The sequence below is a fragment of the Candidatus Thiodiazotropha endolucinida genome, from assembly GCF_001715975.1.
Taxonomy (GTDB): Bacteria; Pseudomonadota; Gammaproteobacteria; order Chromatiales; family Chromatiaceae; genus Thiodiazotropha; species Thiodiazotropha endolucinida.
Genome location: NZ_MARB01000004.1, coordinates 219,492 through 239,581 on the forward strand (window position 1 = coordinate 219,492; position 20,090 = coordinate 239,581).

Annotated in this window: 17 protein-coding genes and 1 tRNA gene; 4 read left to right on the plus strand and 14 right to left on the minus strand. The window is 51.2% G+C overall.

The features are described 5' to 3' along the window. Positions 1–95: 95 nt before the first annotated feature. From CODIS_RS04815 to CODIS_RS04835, 5 genes are all read right to left on the minus strand, one after another. On the minus strand, positions 96–551 hold the full coding sequence (locus CODIS_RS04815) for a DUF1249 domain-containing protein (protein WP_069121742.1): 456 nt from the start codon (positions 549–551) through the stop codon (positions 96–98). A gap of 339 nt (positions 552–890) precedes the next feature. After that, the gene (gene trxA, locus CODIS_RS04820) at positions 891–1,268 is read right to left on the minus strand and encodes a thioredoxin (protein ID WP_069121743.1); all 378 of its coding nucleotides are present in this window, start codon (positions 1,266–1,268) and stop codon (positions 891–893) included. 223 nt (positions 1,269–1,491) lie between these two features. Next, positions 1,492–2,136, minus strand: coding sequence for an adenylate kinase (gene adk, locus CODIS_RS04825; RefSeq protein WP_069121744.1), 645 nt, complete (start codon positions 2,134–2,136; stop codon positions 1,492–1,494). Between the two features lie 178 nt (positions 2,137–2,314). After that, a complete protein-coding gene (gene htpG, locus CODIS_RS04830; RefSeq protein WP_069121745.1) occupies positions 2,315–4,222 on the minus strand; it encodes a molecular chaperone HtpG in 1,908 nt (635 codons plus the stop codon). A gap of 339 nt (positions 4,223–4,561) precedes the next feature. Next, positions 4,562–6,043, minus strand: a complete 1,482-nt coding sequence (locus CODIS_RS04835) for a TIGR03016 family PEP-CTERM system-associated outer membrane protein (RefSeq protein WP_069121746.1) — start codon at positions 6,041–6,043, stop codon at positions 4,562–4,564. A gap of 367 nt (positions 6,044–6,410) precedes the next feature. On the opposite strand from CODIS_RS04835, the gene CODIS_RS04840 reads away from it, so the two are divergent. After that, positions 6,411–8,045, plus strand: a complete 1,635-nt coding sequence (locus tag CODIS_RS04840; protein ID WP_069121747.1) for an alpha-D-glucose phosphate-specific phosphoglucomutase — start codon at positions 6,411–6,413, stop codon at positions 8,043–8,045. Between the two features lie 109 nt (positions 8,046–8,154). Beyond that, positions 8,155–8,445: a DUF2934 domain-containing protein gene (locus CODIS_RS21300; RefSeq protein ID WP_069121748.1), complete on the plus strand. Its 291-nt coding sequence runs from the start codon at positions 8,155–8,157 to the stop codon at positions 8,443–8,445. Positions 8,446–8,777: 332 nt separating this feature from the next. Here CODIS_RS21300 and CODIS_RS04850 read toward each other — a convergent pair. The 6 genes from CODIS_RS04850 to CODIS_RS04875 form a co-directional block, all read right to left on the minus strand. Beyond that, positions 8,778–8,853: transfer RNA gene (locus CODIS_RS04850), tRNA-Glu, on the minus strand. 162 nt (positions 8,854–9,015) lie between these two features. Next, positions 9,016–11,559, minus strand: coding sequence for a putative bifunctional diguanylate cyclase/phosphodiesterase (locus CODIS_RS04855; RefSeq protein ID WP_069121749.1), 2,544 nt, complete (start codon positions 11,557–11,559; stop codon positions 9,016–9,018). Between the two features lie 516 nt (positions 11,560–12,075). After that, complete coding sequence (locus CODIS_RS04860; protein WP_083220557.1) at positions 12,076–12,768, minus strand: anti-sigma factor; 693 nt, start codon at positions 12,766–12,768, stop codon at positions 12,076–12,078. Further along, positions 12,758–13,348, minus strand: coding sequence for a sigma-70 family RNA polymerase sigma factor (locus tag CODIS_RS04865; RefSeq protein WP_069121750.1), 591 nt, complete (start codon positions 13,346–13,348; stop codon positions 12,758–12,760). The genes CODIS_RS04860 and CODIS_RS04865 overlap by 11 nt, the downstream gene beginning before the upstream one ends. Positions 13,349–13,521: 173 nt before the next feature. Next, positions 13,522–15,282 (minus strand): serine hydrolase domain-containing protein, encoded by a 1,761-nt coding sequence (locus CODIS_RS04870; protein ID WP_235615128.1) that lies wholly within the window; start codon positions 15,280–15,282, stop codon positions 13,522–13,524. Between the two features lie 395 nt (positions 15,283–15,677). After that, positions 15,678–15,962, minus strand: a complete 285-nt coding sequence (locus tag CODIS_RS04875; RefSeq protein ID WP_069121788.1) for a hypothetical protein — start codon at positions 15,960–15,962, stop codon at positions 15,678–15,680. Positions 15,963–16,183: 221 nt separating this feature from the next. Here CODIS_RS04875 and CODIS_RS04880 point away from each other — a divergent pair, with 221 nt between their 5' ends. Beyond that, positions 16,184–16,420 (plus strand): hypothetical protein, encoded by a 237-nt coding sequence (locus CODIS_RS04880; RefSeq protein ID WP_069121751.1) that lies wholly within the window; start codon positions 16,184–16,186, stop codon positions 16,418–16,420. Between the two features lie 261 nt (positions 16,421–16,681). On the opposite strand, the gene CODIS_RS04885 is transcribed toward CODIS_RS04880, so the two are convergent. Further along, on the minus strand, positions 16,682–16,966 hold the full coding sequence (locus CODIS_RS04885; protein ID WP_069121752.1) for a hypothetical protein: 285 nt from the start codon (positions 16,964–16,966) through the stop codon (positions 16,682–16,684). Positions 16,967–17,187: 221 nt separating this feature from the next. On the opposite strand from CODIS_RS04885, the gene CODIS_RS04890 reads away from it, so the two are divergent. Then, positions 17,188–17,424, plus strand: a complete 237-nt coding sequence (locus CODIS_RS04890; RefSeq protein ID WP_069121753.1) for a hypothetical protein — start codon at positions 17,188–17,190, stop codon at positions 17,422–17,424. Between the two features lie 103 nt (positions 17,425–17,527). Here the strand turns inward: CODIS_RS04890 and pnp are convergent, their stop codons facing one another. Together pnp and rpsO are read right to left on the minus strand one after the other, a co-directional pair. After that, positions 17,528–19,624 carry a polyribonucleotide nucleotidyltransferase gene (gene pnp / locus CODIS_RS04895; RefSeq protein ID WP_069121754.1) on the minus strand — a complete coding sequence of 699 codons (2,097 nt, stop codon included), beginning with the start codon at positions 19,622–19,624 and terminating at the stop codon, positions 17,528–17,530. A gap of 36 nt (positions 19,625–19,660) precedes the next feature. Continuing rightward, on the minus strand, positions 19,661–19,930 hold the full coding sequence (rpsO, locus tag CODIS_RS04900; RefSeq protein ID WP_069121755.1) for a 30S ribosomal protein S15: 270 nt from the start codon (positions 19,928–19,930) through the stop codon (positions 19,661–19,663). Positions 19,931–20,090: the final 160 nt, after the last annotated feature.

A 20,090-nucleotide genomic window follows, 5' to 3' on the forward strand; every position in this document is an offset into this window, starting at 1 on the left:
ATCCCGGTTGTAATACATATCGACCTAATGTACCCCAAACTGCCGGTCACGGCGAGTACCCTAAGTAATTAAATCGCTTATTCCCTGTACTTTACTCAAGTATATTCAGGCTGCAGATATCCATTTGTAACTATATGATTTTTAATTATAAACCCATGTCCTTGCGCAACACAATATTGCAACCATTTAGTCAGAAAAAGGTTGATCCGCCAGCGCTGCTCCAGGGTGGGATTATCACCCCATCGGTGCAGGGGCAGGCTCGATTGTCGAAGATCCAGGACATCGATCTGGCTGGAGTCATGATAGACCCTGAGCGTTGCATCAGGGTCAGGGTAATCACCGACAGCATGACTGAAATAGTAGGTTAAGTGAACAAGTGATGTATAAGGGGTCTGCTCCATGACTTCGAGATAGAGATCCATCCCATGCTCAAGGTTGGATTGATATTGGCCTGACATCTCCGCAAGGCATGGCGCCAAACGCATCAATAACGCATAGTTTTCCTCACTAAGATCCAGCACCATACCCACGCTTGGCCTTTTGGCCAACATTTTGTTTATGCTCCATGGGTAACCGCTTCGGTACATAATATAGATTCAACTCCGACTTCTCTCAGTATGCAATAGTATAGCGAGACGGTAGAAGCTCGAGTATTCGACAGGCATCCAAATGTGGGGAGAATAAAGAAACCCTGGTTTGATAGCATCATCCAGGGTTATGAACCAAAACAGGGATCAGGCAATACTATGCAATCCCGCGGATCTCACTGCATCCGGTACACTGGCATCATTCCACTCTGATTCGACGATCGCCTTTAGCGGCCCGGCACTTTGGCTTGGCCGCGATATAACACCTATGCCGGACAACTCACGAAGAGGTTGAACAAGAAATCAGGCGTTTTGCCCCTTCTGCTGTTCTGCTTCGATTTGCGCGCGAACCTCATCCATATCCAGCTCACCCGCTTTACTCAACAGTTCGCGAAATGCGGATTCAGGCAGCGCTCCCGGTTGAGAGAAGATGATGATATTGTCGCGGAAGATCATCAGCGTAGGAATCGAGCGCACCTGAAAATGCATCGCCAACTCCTGCTCTTCCTCGGTATTGACCTTGCCGAAGACGATATTGTCATGATCCTCGGAAACCGACTCATAGGTAGGTGCAAAAGAGCGGCACGGTCCACACCAGGGAGCCCAGAAATCAATGATGACAAAATCGTTCTCTGTAATCGTCGATTCGAAGTTATCTTTTGTCAGTTCTACTACTGCCACAACACGGCCCCTTGATAATTCTCAAAAAATTGGATTGATGGTATCAGAATAGCCAACTTAATGCTTGTTGGACATTAATAGCTCTCGAAACAGGCTCATGACCATGATTTTCGACCCGTTTGAATACAGAACAAGCTACATTCAAATGGGGAGGGATTTCAGAGAGGCCTCCCGCATGCACGACCTCTCCAATGACTGTTTCAGGAAACTCACCCGTACAGATCTATCCCAAGCCTTGGAAGATCTGCTCCCGAATCTCGTCAACACCCCCTACCCCATTGATTTTCAGATACTTGCAGTCACCTGAATCCGCCTCTTTGGAGTAGAAACTGACAAGTGGCTCGGTCTGGTCATGGTAGACTTTCAGCCGGGCTTTTACCGTCTCTTCCTGGTCATCATCGCGCTGTATGAGATCTTCGCCGGTGACATCATCTTTACCCTTAGTTTTTGGGGGGTTATAGATGATATGGTAGGTCCGGCCCGACGCAAGGTGCACACGACGACCGGACATACGCTTGATGATTTCATCATCGGGCACATCGATCTCTACGACCGCATCGATCGGCACACCTGCCTCTTTAAGTGATTCAGCCTGAGGGATGGTACGGGGAAAACCATCGAACAGATATCCATTGTTGCAGTCATCCTCGGCAATCCGCTCCTTCACCATGCCCATGATGATGTCATCCGAAACCAAGCCGCCCTCATCCATGATCTTCTTCGCTGCAATACCCAGTTCCGTGCCGGCCTTGACATGGGCCCGCAGCATATCTCCAGTGGAAATTTGCGGAATTTGGTATTTCTCTTTGATGTAATTGGCCTGTGTGCCTTTACCGGCTCCCGGTCCGCCGAGCAGTATGACGCGCATAATGATACTCCTTTGGTTTGTTATAAGGATCGAGGAAGTTTGCCACGCCCTGGCTGCCTGAACCAGTTGAGGCTATCAATAGGTGGATATAGGGCATTTATGAAGGGGGGTCCCTCCCCCTTCGATCCGATACGGCTGATTAAAGCTTATCATTCAGGGATAGGCGACAGGCTCACTATCAGCCTGCAGTCAACTTTAGCATTAAACTATTAAGTCGCCTCACGAAAGCAGCGGGATCATCCAACTGTCCACCTTCGGCAAGTTGAGCCTGATCGAACAACACCTTAGTCAAATCGCCAAATTTGTCACCATCCTGTTCACCCTCCAGGCGCTCAACCAGTGGATGTTCGGCATTGATCTCCATGATAGGTTTGGTTTGAGGTGCGTCCTGTCCAACCGATTTGAGAACCCTGGCGAGATTGGCGCTCATATCATGCTCCTCCACCACAAGACAGGCCGGGGAGTCGGTCAGGCGCTGGCTTACACGGATCTCCTTAACCGCCTCGCCCAACACATCCTGCATACGTTGCAACAGTTCCTTATGCTCCTCTGACTGCTTCTCGCTGCTCTCCTTCTCTTCCTTGTCTTCCAGCTCTCCCAGATCGAGGGCGCCCTTGGCCACCGACTGCAGCTGCTTACCATCAAATTCGGTAAGACTTGTCACCAGCCATTCGTCGACCCGGTCAGACAGCAACAATACCTCGACGCCTTTCTTTTTCAGCACTTCGAGATGTGGGCTGAAACGCGCGGCCGCGGGCGAATCGGCGGTGATATAGTAGATTTTATCCTGACCCTCCTGCATGCGGGAAACATAATCCACCAGGGATACGTTCTGCTCGTCCGTCTCATTGTGGGTTGTGGCAAAACGCAACAAACCGGCAATTCGATCACGATTGGCATAGTCTTCCGCCGGCCCTTCCTTCATCACCTTACCGAACTCATCCCAGAAGGTCTGATACTTTTCCTTGTCTGATTCCGCCAGTTTCTCCAACGCAGACATAATGCGTTTTACATTGGCCTGCCTGATGGTGTCTATCTTGCGGTTATGTTGCAGGATTTCACGCGATACGTTCAGCGGCAGATCATCCGAATCCACCACGCCTTTCACAAAGCGTAGATAGCGGGGCATGAGCTTATCCGCCTCGTCCATGATGAACACCCGCCGCACAAACAGTTTCACGCCGTGTTTTTGATCCCTGTCCCAGAGATCGAACGGCGCTCGCTGAGGTATGTAGAGCAGGGCTGTATATTCATTGTTTCCCTCGACCTTGTTGTGGACGTGGGTCAGTGGATTCTCGAAGTCGTGAGAGACGTGTTTGTAAAACTCATGATACTCCTCTTCCGAGATATCGCTCCGATTGCGCATCCACAGCGCAGTTCCTTTATTGACCCGTTCAAATTCCGCTGTCTCGGGTTTCTCCTCGTCCTCGCCGTAATGCTCCTTCTCCATCTCCACCGGAATGGTGATGTGGTCGGAGAACTTGGAGATGATGGATCGTAGCCGATAGCTCTCTATAAAATCCTTCTCATCCTCACGCAGATGGAGAACGACGTCGGTGCCGCGGGTTGCCTTATCCACGTTTTCGATGGTGAACGAACCCTCTCCGTCCGATTCCCAGCGAACGCCATGCTCCTGGCCCAGGCCGGCCCGACGCGTCAGCAGCGTCACCTTATCGGCAACGATAAAGGCGGAATAGAAACCGACACCGAACTGGCCGATCAATTCGCTGTCCTTGGTCTGGTCTCCGGACATGGCTTCAAAAAATTTGCGTGTGCCTGAACTGGCAATGGTGCCGATAGTCTCGGCAACCTCCTGTCGGCTCATTCCGATACCGTTGTCGGAGATGGTGACGGTTCCCGCCTCTTTGTCGAGGGTTACCCGCACCCTGAGTTCGGGATCGTCCTCGAACAGGGCCTCGTCCGTCAGGGCTTCAAACCTCAGTTTTTCCGCCGCATCGGAGGCATTGGAGACTAATTCGCGCAGAAAAATCTCTTTGTTACTGTATAGCGATCGAATTACCAGGTTGAGCACCTGACTAACTTCTGCTTGAAAATCAAGGGTTTCCTTATGAGCTTCGACAGTCATCTTTAGATTAGAACTCCAATTGGTTTAGATTGACGGTTTTTCGGTGGTTTGGATTTTTTTGTCGTCGCTTAATATGGGGATTCCAACGCTAATTTCAAGAACCCAATTCAATTAGGGCCTGTTAACACTAATCCAATGCGCCCTGCTGGGGCTGTTTTCGTGCCCAGCAAGGCAGAATGAGCGTAGTGTAGTTATTCTACATGAGCGAATGATAACGCCGCTGGGGCGAAAACAGCCCCAGCCCTTCGGGTTGCGCCCCGACGGAAGTGCCCTTGGGGTGCGCCTTGATTGGCGCTTTTTCAGGCACAACAGGGCGCATTGGATTAGTGTTAACAGGCCCTAAAAAGCTGAGGTGACATTGAGACTCGCGTGATTCTCTTCGTAACTATCAACATCCGTATCCGCATCTCGCTCGAGATGGGTGATGTTGAAACCGACTCTGCTATTAGTACCGAACTGGTAACTTACACCCAGCGTGGCTGTCAATTGATCGTAGACCAAAACCTCTTCTTCGTGATCTATGCCAGTGATTTGAATGTACCCGCTTGTCAACCGGGCAAGCCTTCTTGTCAGCAATACGCTTAACTCGATATCTTCCGTATCTCTACCGGAGCGGTCATAGAGACGTTCCAGATAACGCCCCCTCAGGTTAATTGAAGTCCTGGTTGTCTGATAAGTGAACTCCGTGGAAAACCGCTTGCTCTCATAAAAATCCTCTGTGATGGAGGGACTGTACGCAGCACGTACAGTGACAGGGGACGACTCCAGAATGGGATCCCTTACCAGATTGCCGAATGCATCCTGGCGCTCGAACAGCGGCTGTGTACTCAGTTCATCGCGGGCACTGACAAAATCCTGTTCATAGCTGGCGGTCCATATAGTCCTGCCCGTTCTGTGACTGAAATCGAAATAATAGTCATCACCAAACGACCGCTCACCGACACCGAGCGCAAAACGTGTCCTGGGGTTGGGTGTGTAAATAGCTCCGATACTCCATGTAGAGTCGTCTCTATCATCAGCAACCGCTAAATCATACTCCTCATAACCGGCCGAAAAGGCGGCTGACCACTGATTGGTGATTTTTTGTATCAGTTCCGCACGGAATATCTTCGTCTCATTGTCATCGTCCAGATTTTCATAATCCACATCGCTCTGTTGATATAAGACTTCCCATATCTGGTTAGTGAACATGCTGCCGTTACCAAATGCAATCTCACCCCGCCTGCCTGTACTATCGTTGTCGAGATCTTCAGAATAGTTGATTCTGTCCCCGGTAAACCGAACCTCAACGACACTGAAATCACCCAGCCTGGCAGTAAAATAGGGGCTCAGACCTACCGAATAGAAATCCGTATCATCCTCGGTACCGGTCAAGCCGCCGATGCCTGATCTGCCGGTACTGGTGATGTTTGTCCTGTCCGCTCTCAGCCAGCCATCGAGGTAGAAATGGTTTTCGGCAATCTCCACATTACCCTCGGTGCGCATAAAATGGACAACTTCATTGTCTTCCGTCTCATCCCAATAGTGACGGTATTCCGGTGCATAGTTGAAATCCAAATTTGCCCTGGCCCCCTCCTTGTAGATCGACAGGGTGGGCCTTACCACTGTAATGTTGTCGCTCACCTCATCTTCATGGGTCAGATTCGCATTATCGGTGTAAATCTGCTGAATTCCGATACTTGGAGATATCACCCAGTCAGCGGCATAAAGCGTGCCTGTATTTGCGGCCAATCCCATGCCACAAGCAAGACAGGTATAGACGAGGGGTTTGCCCCCGAAGATCAGTTCCATATTTAAATGATTCAGCTTATTGATGATCATTTCTCACATCCTTCATCATTCGGAATTTGGATTAACCCATTGGCATTAAAAAGTCAGCAGGATCCGGGGCCAAATAAGTTCGAAATAAGATACGCAGGATAAATCAAGAAGTCGAGAGATTGAGGTCATAAGCAATGGATCAATACCCGGTCTATGCACAGCCAATTGCTGCAAACCGTTTCCCGCATCTAAAACAGATCAGGCAGAACCCCCATAACCCATTGATTAATTGTGTTTTCTGACACCAGCATCCGTCATACACCCGAGACCGTCCCGACAATGAATTGTCACAGCAGCCGGGGTTCCCATATGGGTATGAATAACGCACCATATAGAAAAATTCGACAACGGCCGCAACGAGAAGCATATGAACATTGTCACAATCAATACTCAACCCTACGACGATCAACGCCCCGGCACATCGGGTCTCAGAAAAAAAGTCAAAGTTTTTCAAACACCTCACTATCTGGAAAATTTTGTCCAAGCCATTTTCGACACACAGACGGATCTGAGAGGGGGCATCCTCGTACTCGGCGGGGACGGTCGATACTACAACCGCGAAGCGATCCAGATCATCTTGCGCATGGCCAGCGCCAATGGTGTGAAACAGGTCTTGCTCGGCAGAGGCGGACTGCTGTCGACACCCGCTGCCTCCTGCATTATCCGCAAATATGACACCGCTGGAGGCATCATCCTGTCAGCCAGTCATAACCCTGGCGGCCCCGACGAAGATTTCGGCATCAAATTCAACACACCCCACGGAGGACCGGCACCGGAAACGGTCACTGAGGCAATCTTTCATCGGACGACTGAAATCGATGAATACCGGATTTTACAGACCCCTCCTATCGACCTGGACAACCCGGGAAAAATCAGCCTGGGTGATACCCAGATCAACATCATCGATCCGGTCGACGACTATGCCGATCTGATGATGGAACTGTTTGACTTTGACCGGATTCGAAAACTCTTCGATTCCGGTATGTTTTCCATGCGCTTCGATGCCATGCATGCGGTTACAGGTCCATATGCCACAGAGATTCTTGAGGGAAGACTGGGTGCTGAACCCGGAACAGTGATTAACGGCATACCCAAAATCGACTTCGGTGGCGGCCATCCTGATCCCAACCTGGTTCATGCGCATCAGCTTGTCGAGCTCACCCGCGGCACCGGTGCCGTCAACTTCGCTGCGGCTTCAGACGGTGATGGCGACAGGAATATGATTTTAGGCCGCAACTTTTTTGTCACACCCAGCGACAGTCTGGCCGTCATGGCGGCCAACGCCCATCTCATCAAAGGCTATTCCGGCGGCATCAGCGGCGTGGCACGCTCCATGCCCACCAGCCAGGCGGCGGATCGGGTGGCGGATAAGCTTGGACTGCTCTGCTTCGAAACCCCAACAGGGTGGAAGTTTTTCGGCAATCTGCTGGACGGCCGAAAAATCACACTCTGCGGCGAAGAGAGCTTTGGCACCGGATCCGATCATATCCGCGAAAAGGACGGGCTCTGGTCGGTACTGTTCTGGCTCAATCTACTCGCCGTCAAACAGCAGTCCGTGGAGAAAATCGTCACCGATCACTGGAAGGCCTTTGGCAGAAACTACTATACCCGTTACGACTACGAAGCCATCGACAAAGCCGATGCTGAAAATCTAATGGACGCATTGCGGGAAAAGCTCCCCACCCTTCCCGGTCAAACCTTGAGCGGCTATCGTGTTGAGTATGCCGACGACTTCGCCTACACGGACCCCGTAGATGGAAGCATATCGGAACGCCAGGGAATAAGAGTGGGGTTCAGCGACGGTTCGAGAATCGTTTTCAGGCTTTCGGGAACCGGTACTGAGGGAGCGACTTTACGTGTCTATCTGGAGGCCTACGAGACCGATCCGTCCAAGCAGACACAATCGACCGAGTCCGTCATGACGCGACTGGTGGATATCGCTTTGGCCCTGGCTGAAATCGAGCATCGAACCGGGCGCACAAAACCCAGCGTCATCACCTAATAATGACTGGACAATCCATCAGCGAATCGCCTATAAACAGCTGTAGTGGAACTGCCACACACAGATACTAAAATTTGTTTTCAAACTAATTAATACCAGGAGCAATAACGTGGCCAGCAAACAGGATAGCAATACGAAAAAGAGCACCACAACAAAAAAAACCAAAGCCAAGGTGAGTAAGAAAAAGGTTACAAAGAAAAAGGCAATCAGTAAGAAACGGGTTGCAAAAAAAACCATGACAAAACGTAGCGCCAGAGCCTCTATCAGTCCGAGGGAGCGCTACGAGATGATAGCGACCATGGCTTACTATCGCGCCGAACAACGCAACTTCGAACCGGGACACGATGTTGAGGATTGGCTCGAGTGCGAGAGTATCATCGACAGCATGCTCGGCAAATAGATGTGAATTGGTCTACCACTGCTTCCTGATCGGGATTTAATACCTCATACAAAGCCATTGAGGAGGAACAGTCACAGTACATGATTCCTATACCCCGCCCACTCGCCCAGTTGCACTCATAGGTCCGTTTTGAAACTGGGCAGTGGGCAGGTACTTCCAACCGAATGCTGGGGTATAGAACGCTCGAGTGTCAATAACTTGGAAATTGCAAGTGGAGCATGCCCTAGAAGAATTGCCAGCTGTGAAAGTGTCCGTGAGGCGGTCACCAGCGACCAGCGAATACTGGGAATCGGGCGGTTGAGGAAACCGAAACGCCCGGCATACATTGGATATGGCGTCCCCAAGGGGAGTCGAACCCCTGTTACCGGCGTGAAAGGCCAGTGTCCTAGGCCTCTAGACGATGGGGACAGGTCTCTGCCAGGTATCCTGCTCGGGTACCGCATGCAAAGTGGAGCGCGAAATCTACGGTACTTTCTCTACTGTGTCAAGGCCTTGCACAACCAATTTTGCGCTTCTGACGATCAACAATTCAGTGAATGTCGTGCTGTAGTGGCCAGCACAGGAAATGGATTAGGTTTCAAACAACAGCCCGGCCTTAAATACCTCTGAGGATTGCTGCTGATGTCTGGGTATACCGACCAGATAGCCTTGTACGTAATCGCATCCCTGTTGCTGAAGAAAAGCCAGCTGGCTCTCGTTCTCGACACCTTCGGCAATGACATCGATATTGAAGGCATGCGCCAACTGTATCATCGCGCGCACAAGGCTGGCATCGTTGCTGTCTGCAACGACACCGTGGATAAATTCCCTGTCGATCTTCAACAGATCAAACGGAAATTGTCGCAAGTGGCTGAGAGAGGCCTGACCGGTCCCAAAATCATCCAGTGCGACTCTCACTCCTAAAGACTTGGCCTGTTGCAGGAACTGGTCGGCTTCCGCCAATTCCTGTGTAAGCGTGTCCTCGGTTATTTCCAGGATCAGGCTGCGGGGCGCCATCTTTCCCGCCACCAGACTCTCGAGGAGATTACGGCAGAAGACCGGATCATTAAGCAGTCTGGCGGAAAGATTGATGGAGATGGCCACCTTGTCTCCCTTATCGCCGTGTTCATTTTGGAAATGGAGCGCCTGCTCAAAAAGCGGACCGAAAAGAGAGGTGATGAGGCCTGTGTCGTTCAGCACTGTTAAAAAGTGATCCGGAGTAAGAGTTCCGCGCTGCGGGTGCTGCCAGCGCAGCAGTGCCTCGTAACAGAGCAACTTGCCGTTGATCGACTCAAAGATGGGTTGAAAGTGGTAGTGGAATTGTCCTGCCTCCACACCCTGGCGAACCTCATGTTCATACTTAAGCCCCTCTGCAGCACGTTCTGTCATTTCACCGCTGAAGAAACAATAAGCTGCACGCCCGTGCCGTTTTGCCTCATACATGGCGGTATCGGCATCACGGATAAGATAGTCGGCTGAAACATCATCAAAGGGCGCCATCGCTATGCCTATGGATGCGGTGACGCACAACTCCTGGCCGGCCACCTGAACCGGCTGCTCCACCGCACGCAGTATTTTCTCGGCGAGAGGCGCCATATCTTCGCGACTGTTGACTCCTTCAATCAAAATAGCAAATTCATCACCACTCAACCTGGCCACGGTATCGGAGCTTCGCACGATAGAAGTCAAGCGTTCGGCGATACGTTTCAAAAGCTCATCGCCGGCCAAATGTCCCAGGCTGTCGTTGACCTGTTTAAAACGGTCCAGATCGAGAAACATGAGACCGATCAATCCATCCCCTCTGAGGGCAATCGCCAGGGCATGTTCAAGACGGTCATGAAACAGAACTCGATTAGGTAGCTGGGTCAGCGCATCATGGTGTGCCACATGGTCGAGGTGACGCTGGCGGTTATGCACCTGCTTACGCATTTCACTGAAGGCATCCACTAAATCCTGTATCTCCTTCAAATTGCTGTTGGACGGTGCATTCGATTCCAAGCCACCGCTGGCTTCCTGCTTCAATGCCTTGGCGGTCTGCCCGATAGGAAGCAACAGATTGCGCTTGATGAACTGAAAGGCTGCAAACAGAATCAGCAATCCCAGCATGGCCATCGCCAGAATCGATACCGATAACCGCTTTGCGGTTTGAGTGAGTTGCGTGATGCCATCCGCCGCTTGGGAATCGAGAGCGAGGTCGATAAGCGAGAAGCGCTGACGCATGCTATCCAACAGCGGGGTGACCTTTTCACGCATGATATGCAGGTCCATGCGCCAGGTTGGCTTATCCATGAACACCAAGACCCGTTGATATCCTTTCATCCAGGATTTGTAGTGGGCCCCCATAGCCACCAAACTATCGGAAAGTATGAATTCCTCATTATTGTATTCGAAGTGGTTTTCCAAGATCTGCAATGTCTGGATAAAGCGTTCCGCAAAATCGGTTATAGCATCATTACGCCCTTGGAACTCACTATCCTGATTGGATGCAAACAGGCCGAATCGGTTTGCCACCATCAGACGCAATTCTCCGGTCAAGCCCATCCAGAGTCTTTGTAAAGCAGAAATCTGACTAATCACAGCGACCTGTTGATCAAGGGGAAATCCAACATCCACCTCCTGACGTAACAGCTGAAGTTCACTGAGAACTCCCTTGTTGTGCGGATACATCTCCTCCAACATAAGATTCATGGCGGGAAACCAGCCCTCCACATCCTGCCGGACATCGATCAGATTTTTAACCTCCCTTTCCAGCGCAAGCTTTTCCTCGAGCAGACCCTCCGCCAAGTCAACCTCGTCCAAAGGCAACCGCTTCAGGGAATCCGTCAGATCGAGAAGCACCTGTTCCAGGCTGAGTAATGTGTTCTCAGTATGAACCAGATTCCCTTTAACCGGCTCATTGAGAATACGCTGGAGATTATTTTCCAACTGATTCAGTTGGGTTTGAGCATCAGCCAGGATGCCGGCAGCTACTGTTCTGGCGGTAATATTGTCAATCTGTCTTTGACTGGTGCTGTTTACCAGATTCCAGCCAAGGTAGGCAAAGGTGACCAATGCCACACCGACCAAAATTGAAAGTAGGGTATAACGGCCACGATAGGAATTAAGATCAGGTATCAGACCTTTAATACTAGCCATATGCTTTGGTTTCGTTTAAGTCGTTTCATTACAATGCGTTACATCTTTTCTTATTGATTCTTCCGCATGAACTTTCCCAGTTCTTCACTACGCTGTGAAACAGACAATAACGGTAGCGCATACAACCTAGCGTATGCCATAAATGCAGGGAATTACATGACGGATACTAGGGGAATTTAGCAACAAATGCAGCCACGAGACCCATACTCTGTTGACATCGATCAACTCAGAGCAGCTGTACACCCAGCAAATGCTGTTCAGGGAGGGAGGTATTTCATATGTAACCCGCAGGGCCGGGCCTTTTTGCCGCCCTGCGAGTTATCGATCGCTCAGTAGAGGCCGTTCATGTTCCGTTGTCTAGGCATTTATTGATAAATTCCAATCTTCGACAACCATCACTATCGCCCAACAGAAGATGAAATTATCCGGGATCCTGATTGAAGCATCAGCTGACAAGCAAAATTCTTTTGCTCTTTCCGTCTCTTAAAATCAGTTCGCGATGCGACAAGTATACGCTCAGATCTCAGTCAGACTGCCTTCGAACACTATTTCTTCACTCGGTCTGTCCTTCGGTAACTGATCCGTGTTTTCGACAGAGACCTTGAAACGTTGCCGATCACTAAGGGCTGCCGGTAGATTCATCCGCATACTGCCGTCATGGGGCAAAATACCGAGGGGGTGAAGGTGTCCCAGCTCATCCTCCAACCACAATTGACAGACCTTACCTTGCGGTAACGGAGTCGGCTCTACAGCCTTCACCTTCAGAAAAGGATCGTTGTCCACTGCCCCTACCAGCCAGCCGGGTTTTAACTGATCATTCAGAACCACCATTATGCTGTCCATCGCCATATCCTGCTGGCGGGTCGTCATCAGGGTCATGCCCATGACCAAGACCAAAGTGGCTGTAACCATGCCGAGACTGCGCCAGAAATTCAGGCTGTTCCAAAAACCGGTGGTAGCTTCCACACGGGTGTCAATCGGATCTATCCGGCTCGCGATTTGATCCCAGACAGCCTTTGGAGGCGTTACGGGTTCAATGCTGTCCAGCATGGGTTCCAAACGCCGCTGCCAGGCATCAACCTCGCCCTGCAGCTGCATGTCTGTCTGCAGACGCTGTTCGAACTTGATGCGCTCCTGACCTTGCAAGGTGCCTAGCACATACTCTCCGGCAAGGATATTGATATCATTAATTTCATTTTCAGGCATCATGATCAAGACACCTCCTCAATTGTTCCAGACCTCGACGTATCCATGTCTTGATCGTACCCAACGGCGTTTCAGTATAGGCGGCCAGCTCATCATGGGTCATGCCCTTGAAATAGGCCAATGCAATAATCTGTCGCTGCTGCTCTTTCAGCTGTTGCAGACAGTTGTCCAGTCGCCTTCCCTCATCGGTACGGCTCAAACCTTCCAGCGGCAGGGGATTGTTATCGACCTGCTCTGGAAAACCTTTGTCATCACTCTCCGTCATCTCGCGCTTCTGTTTGCGAAGCAGATCCAACGCCTGATTTCTCGCGATCGCAGACATCCAGGTCAACGGGGCCGCCAAATGTGAACGATAGTTGCCTGCATTGTTCCAAACCTTGATGTAGGCATCCTGCAAACAGTCTTGCGCCAAATCTTCTCTATTTAATATACGCAGCACAACGCCATATAGTTTCGCAGAAGTAATAGTGTACAGACGGGAAAAAGCTTTACGATCGTTCAGGGCGCAGGCTGCCAGCAATCCTTCGAGTTCCTGATTGCGTAACCGCGTTGCTTCCTGTGGATCAGTCTCTCCATTTTCCATGGATCCCCCCAAGGAATGTGAACCTGCCACAAGATTACTGGCCTTGCGCCATGGCGGCAAGAGGTACAGGCATTCAGTTACTGCCTTGTATGTTACTGAGTTCCATACAGCAACCGGGGAAAGGCAATGTGAAATCTCATGCCGATTGAGGGATAAGCTATACATGGGCCTGGTTAATCCTGTTCCCGTGGCACGCCCATATAGCCGGAAAATTTCAGACACTGCTTGCCGTCCAACTCGACTATCTGCACTGTCTCCCCGCCGCCGCGACCAAACCCCTGCACCACAGCCTCCGTAGCGGATACCGGTTGCAGCGGGACTCTGATCAGATTCTCACTCAAATGCGGCGCTCGATAGTGCAGGCAGAGCACCCCATCCTGGTCACTCAATTTGAGATCCTGTATCGAGAATTCGCCATCCGGATTGATAGTCCGGTAACTGCCCAACCGCTTCTTCCATACCGACTCCCATTGATCGGATTCGACCCTGTTGCCGAGCATGATCTCGTTACCGTTCCGGTCCGCCACTAAGACATCCATGCCGTTGACCTCACGCTCACGTAGACGCAGATCACCCAGTATCCGGTATCCGTCCGGTAATTGTTGGATACTGTTTTCACTGAGCCCCAAGCTGCCGTCTTCAAAGCGCACCAGATCCAGAATTTGCTCTATGATGCAGGCACAGAGTCTGGGTTGTTCGGCATCGACCATCAACAGTCCAAGATCCGTGGCATAGGCGCCAGAGGGTGTGTCATAACCAATCGGAAGGTCGTTCGCAACCTGGCGCTGCGACTGTGTGGGAAGTCCTCCGCGTATCGAGGCGGCAATCATGAGTATGGTTGTCGCCAACTCCTTTGCAATCCGATTGCTGTCCGCGCCATTGGCCAATACGGCAATGCCCAGATCCTGTTCCGGCAGCAGCACCATTTCAGCGCCGAACAGCAGTGTGCTGCCACCATGGCGAACACGCTTCCCAATGACAGGGTGGTGCTCAATAAACCAGCCAAATCCGGGTAATATACCCAATGAAACCTGACCATCGACAGTTTGTGGCTGAAACATCTGACTCAGCAGTGGTGAAGGCAGCGCGGGGATTTGGGCGCCAAGCAGTGCAGTCATCAGACGGCCCAGATCCTCTCCCGTGGTATAGAGACCTAATGCCGGCGTATCTCTTAGTGGTGGCTGTGGCCGGATCTGACCGTCCAGATGTCCGGCGGATAATCGACTCTGTAACTCCGCCGAAAGATCAAAACCACTGCTGTGCATCTCCAATGGAGTAAACAAAGACCGCTCGATAAAATCCGCATAGGCCAGACCCGAGCGTTGCTGAACCAGGTGACCCAACAAATCATAACCGATATTTGAATAGCTATAGACCCGATCAGGATCATATGCGGCATATTCCTCGTGCAGCAGTGTCATCACCTTGGTAAAGGGGGTATCCGTGTACATTCCCTTGCGCAGGTCGCTGGGAAGTCCACTGCGATGACTCAGCAGTTGCCGGGGTGTCAGCGGGGTTGCATCCTGCTGGTGATGCCGAATGGAGAAGCCTGACAGCTGATCTTTTAACGCCAGATCCAGGTCAATCCTGCCTGCTGCGACGAGCTGCATGACAGCAAGCGCAGTGACGGGCTTGGTTAGTGATCCGACCCTGAACAGAGTTCCCGTATCGACCCTTTCTCCGGTGCGGCTGTTAGCGACGCCGAATCCTTCAAGCCAGACTGTGCCCTCTCTGTCGACCAGGGCAATACTCAATCCCGGTACCAGCTCTTCTTCCAGCAACCGGGTAATCAATTTCATCGACTCACTGCGCACACTAGCCATTTCACCCTGAGGAATGACTCGGGACTGGCTGGCTTGATGCTCCAGGGAGGCGCAAGATGTAAGTAACAGCACTATTGTCAGCACTGAAAATGACAGGCGTATTGGCGGCACGAAACACCTCAATCTGCTGAAATATGGACCATGAAACCCAATCGACTGAGCCTTATCCCGCGAGGCACATTTAGTCGCAACTATACAACTGTTACGTCGGCTATCTTGATTTGGATTCAGTACATGGAAGGAAATTCAACATTTTTGTAGCTGAATCTGTAATCGCGCCTTTCAAACAACCGATTACGGCCAACTTTGTTACTTAGGCTCAAAATAGATTTTATTTATTTTATCATTATTTTTCAGTAAGTTATGCCCGACACGTCAAGCCAGGCCGAATCAAACATTGGGTTAGGGTTAGACTCAGTGATTGCACCCGTCAGTACAAGCATATCGAATTGATCGATCTATCGCTTTAGACGGGGCGGGATGCCCCGCTAAAGCAAAACCCTTCATTACCAGTTTACCGCGGCGCCGACATCAATCAGGCTGCTTCCGTATCCATCTCTGAATCCACGCTGCGACTTGTGCGCATTACTCGAGAAACCTTCAGAGTAGAGGAAGGAGCTACCATACTGATCACCGATACCCGGCTGCATGGCCGTAGGCAGAGTGTTCGAGTAGGACGAGCCAATGTACTGATCGTGGTTGTTACCGACTACCTCATACAGATCATCATATGAAGTGGCGTACAGGTTGGCAGACAAAATCATGGTTGCGGTTGCTAATAGAATTTTCATTTTAATATTCCTCGTTTTGTTAAGTTCATGAAGCAGAATCATGCTGCGTTCAAACATCTATACGGGGGATATCGAGGATCGGATTCAAACAAACTCAACACGTGACGAAAATCGGCGTCGCATACCGTTCACGCAACCGTCATTGAACCGGAATATAACTGTCACTCACGATGAAACGATGACAGATCGAGGGCAAATGCACTCTACGAGGAGAGACGGCAATGCGCAGTGATATACACTCCTTGAGACCCTTTAGAAATCCCACCTATATCGACTACCTGGTTGGCTGGAGATACCTCCTCAACCGGCATTACAGGTCGCATGTCCAAAATCGCTGGTCCGATCAACCCTGGTTTATCTCAGCGTCGGAGATGCTGGCCGGCTTAGGCAGTGTCCCGTTTTCAACCGCTCTTGCCGCCATATTGATGTTCGTCATCTGGGAAGTCTGGTTTGACTAGGGCCTGTTAATGCCGATTCAACCGGCGATATATGCCTTAACGGCCGATTGTTGTCAGTTTTCCTACTGAGCTTTAAAAATGGACTTGAAATATTTTATTATTATTTTTCATGGAGTTAGATCTGGCACGCCAAACCAGACCAAATCAATCACAAGGTTAGGGTTAGCACCGGACATTGAACCCATTTAACGCAAGCGTATCGAATTGAACGATGTATCGCTTTAGACGGGGCGGGATGCCCCGCTAAAGCAAAACCCTTCATTACCAGTTTACCGCGGCGCCGACATCAATCAGGCTGCTTCCGTATCCATCTCTGAATCCACGCTGCGACTTGTGTTCATTACTCGAGAAACCTTCAGAGTAGAGGAAGGAGCTACCATACTGATCACCGATGCCCGGCTGCATGGCCGTAGGCAGAGTGTTCGAGTAGGACGAACCAATGTACAGATCATGGTTGTTACCGACTACCTCATACAGATCATCATATGAAGTGGCGTACAGGTTGGCAGACAAAATCATGGTTGCGGTTGCTAATAGAATTTTCATTTTAATATTCCTCGTTTAGTTAAGTTCATGAAGCAGAATCATGCTGCGTTCAAACATCTATACGGGGGATATCGAGGATCGGATTCAAACAAACTCAACACGTGACGAAAATCGGCGTCGCATACCGTTCACACAACCGTCATTGAACCGGAATATAACTGTCACTCACGATGAAACGATGACAGATCAAGGGCAAATACACCCTACGCGGAGAGAAGGCAATGCGCAGCGATACACACACCTTGAGACCCTTTAGAAATCCCACCTATATCGACTACCTGGTTGGCTGGAAATACCTCTTCAACCGGCATTACAGATCGCATGTCCACAATCGCTGGTCCGATCAACCCTGGTTTATCTCAGCGTGGGAGATGCTGGTCGGTTTAGGCAGCGTCCTGTTTTCAACCGGTCTTGCCGCCATAATGATGTTCGTCATCTGGGACGTCTGGTTTAACTAGGGTCTGTCAACGCCGATCCAACCGGCGTTAAATGCCTTAAAACACGATGATCGAGCAAAAAAAAGGGGCCGTATCGGCCCCTTTTTCCATTGCCCGGTGCTAATCAGGCCTCTTCTACCGCCTTCATGCTCAGGCGTATACGGCCCTGTTTATCAACCTCGAGCACCTTGACTTTCACCACATCACCTTCGGTCAGCTTATCACTGACCTTCTCCACACGTTCATTGGAGATCTGTGAGATATGCACCAATCCGTCCTTGCCCGGCAGGATGGTGACAAATGCACCGAAATCCATCAGCTTTGCCACCTTGCCTTCATATGTCGTACCGACCTCAACATCGGCAGTGATCAGTTCCACGCGCTTGCGCGCCTCCTCACCTGCGGATTTATCCACGGAGAAGATCTTGACCACACCGTCATCGGTGATATCGACAGTAGCGCCGGTCTCTTCGGTAATGGAACGAATCGTCACACCGCCCTTGCCGATGACATCACGAATCTTGTCGGGATTGATCTTGAACTCGATGATCCGTGGAGCATGCTCCGACATCTCGTCGCGATGGGAGTTGATGACGCTGTTCATCTCGCCAAGGATGTGAAGGCGACCCTCTTTAGCCTGGTCCAGGGCGATCTCCATGATCTCCTTGGTGATACCGTTGATCTTGATATCCATCTGCAGGGCATTGATACCCTGACCGGTACCGGCCACTTTGAAGTCCATGTCACCCAGGTGATCCTCGTCACCCATGATATCGGTCAGTACGGCGAACTTGTCACCCTCTTTGATCAGTCCCATGGCCACACCGGCGACAGGGGCCTTGATCGGCACACCGGCATCCATCAATGCCAGACTGGTACCACAGACGGATGCCATCGAGGAGGAACCGTTGGATTCGGTGATCTCGGAGACCACGCGGATAGCATAGGGGAACTCGCTGATTGTCGGCATACAGGCAAGCACACCGCGCTTGGCCAGACGGCCATGACCGATCTCACGCCGTTTCGGACTACCGACTCGCCCTGTCTCACCCACGCAGAAGGGAGGGAAGTTGTAATGCAGCATGAAATGCTCGCGACGGGAACCCTCCAGTGCGTCGATGATCTGCGAATCGCGCTCTGTGCCCAGTGTGGTTACCACCAGGGCCTGGGTCTCGCCACGCGTGAAGAGTGCAGAACCGTGGGTTCTCGGTAAAACACCCGTACGCACCGAGATCGGGCGCACAGTGCGGGTATCACGACCGTCGATACGGGGTTCACCATCCAGGATACGGCCTCTGACCACACGCTTTTTCAACTTCTCAATGGCCGCCTTGACCTGATCGACACTCCAGCGGGTTTCACCCTCATCGTCGTCTGCACAGAGCTTCTGCACGGTCGCTGCCACAGCCTCATCGACGGCCGCATAACGATCAAGCTTGTCTGCGATACGATAGGCGTCACCGATACCCTGAGCAGCCTCGGCCTCTACCGCTGCACTCAGTTCTGAATCCTCTTCCGGGGCTGCGAAATCGGCTATCGGCTTGTTGACCTCGGCCGCCAGCTCCTTGATCGCCTGGATGACGGTCTGGAACTGTTCATGACCGAACAGTACGGCACCCAGCATGACCTCTTCGGCGAGCTGGTTCGCTTCCGATTCGACCATCAATACAGCCTCTTCAGTACCGGCTACAATCAGGTCCAGATCCGAATCGGGATTGAGGCCGGTGGTGGCGGCATTCAAAATATACTCGCCGTTTTTATAGCCGACACGGGCGGCGCCGACAGGGCCCTGAAACGGCAGCCCGGAGATCGCGAGTGCCGCGGAAGTACCGATCAATGAAGGTATTTCGGGATCCACTGCCGGGTTCAGGGACATCACGGTAATGATAACCTGAACCTCACTGGTGAAACCCTTCGGGAATAGCGGACGGATCGGCCGATCGATAAGCCTTGCGGTGAGAATCTCCTTTTCACTCGGACGGCCTTCACGACGAAAAAAGCCGCCAGGGATCATTCCGGCGGCATATGTCTTCTCCTGATAGTCCACGGTCAATGGAAAAAAGTCCCGGGCTACCTCGCTCTTCGCTTCAACCACGGTTACCTGGACCACAGTGTCGTCCACATTGACCATGACTGCACCGTCAGCCTGCCTTGCTATCTCACCTGTTTCGATGGAGACCTTATTGTCTCCCCATTGAAATTCTTTTTTGATTAATGCCACTTTTGAATCCTTGAGTAATTAATGTTTCAGGACGAATTAGCGACGCAGACCCAGACGGCTGATCAGCTCTTTATAGCGATCCGGGTCATTGCTCTTCAGATAGTCCAACAGCTTGCGGCGGGAATTGACGAGACGCACCAGACCCTGACGGGAGTGGTGATCCTGTTTGTGTTCTTTGAAATGCTCCGTGAGCTGAGTAATGCGGCTGGTCATCAGGGCAACCTGTACCTCTGGCGAACCGGTATCCCCGGGTGCCCGCTGATACTCATCGATGACTGATTTCTTGTCTGCTGCACTCATTGACATGACGTTTCTCCTCTTGGTTACGTCGTTGAATCTGGTCCCATTCAAGACCCACCCGACAATGAGTTCAGGCAGGCCGGACCGGTGAAAAATACGCTGTTAACCGGGCCATTCCCGGAAAGAGCGCGTAGTATGCGCGTTCTGGGCCTTCACAGCAACCCAA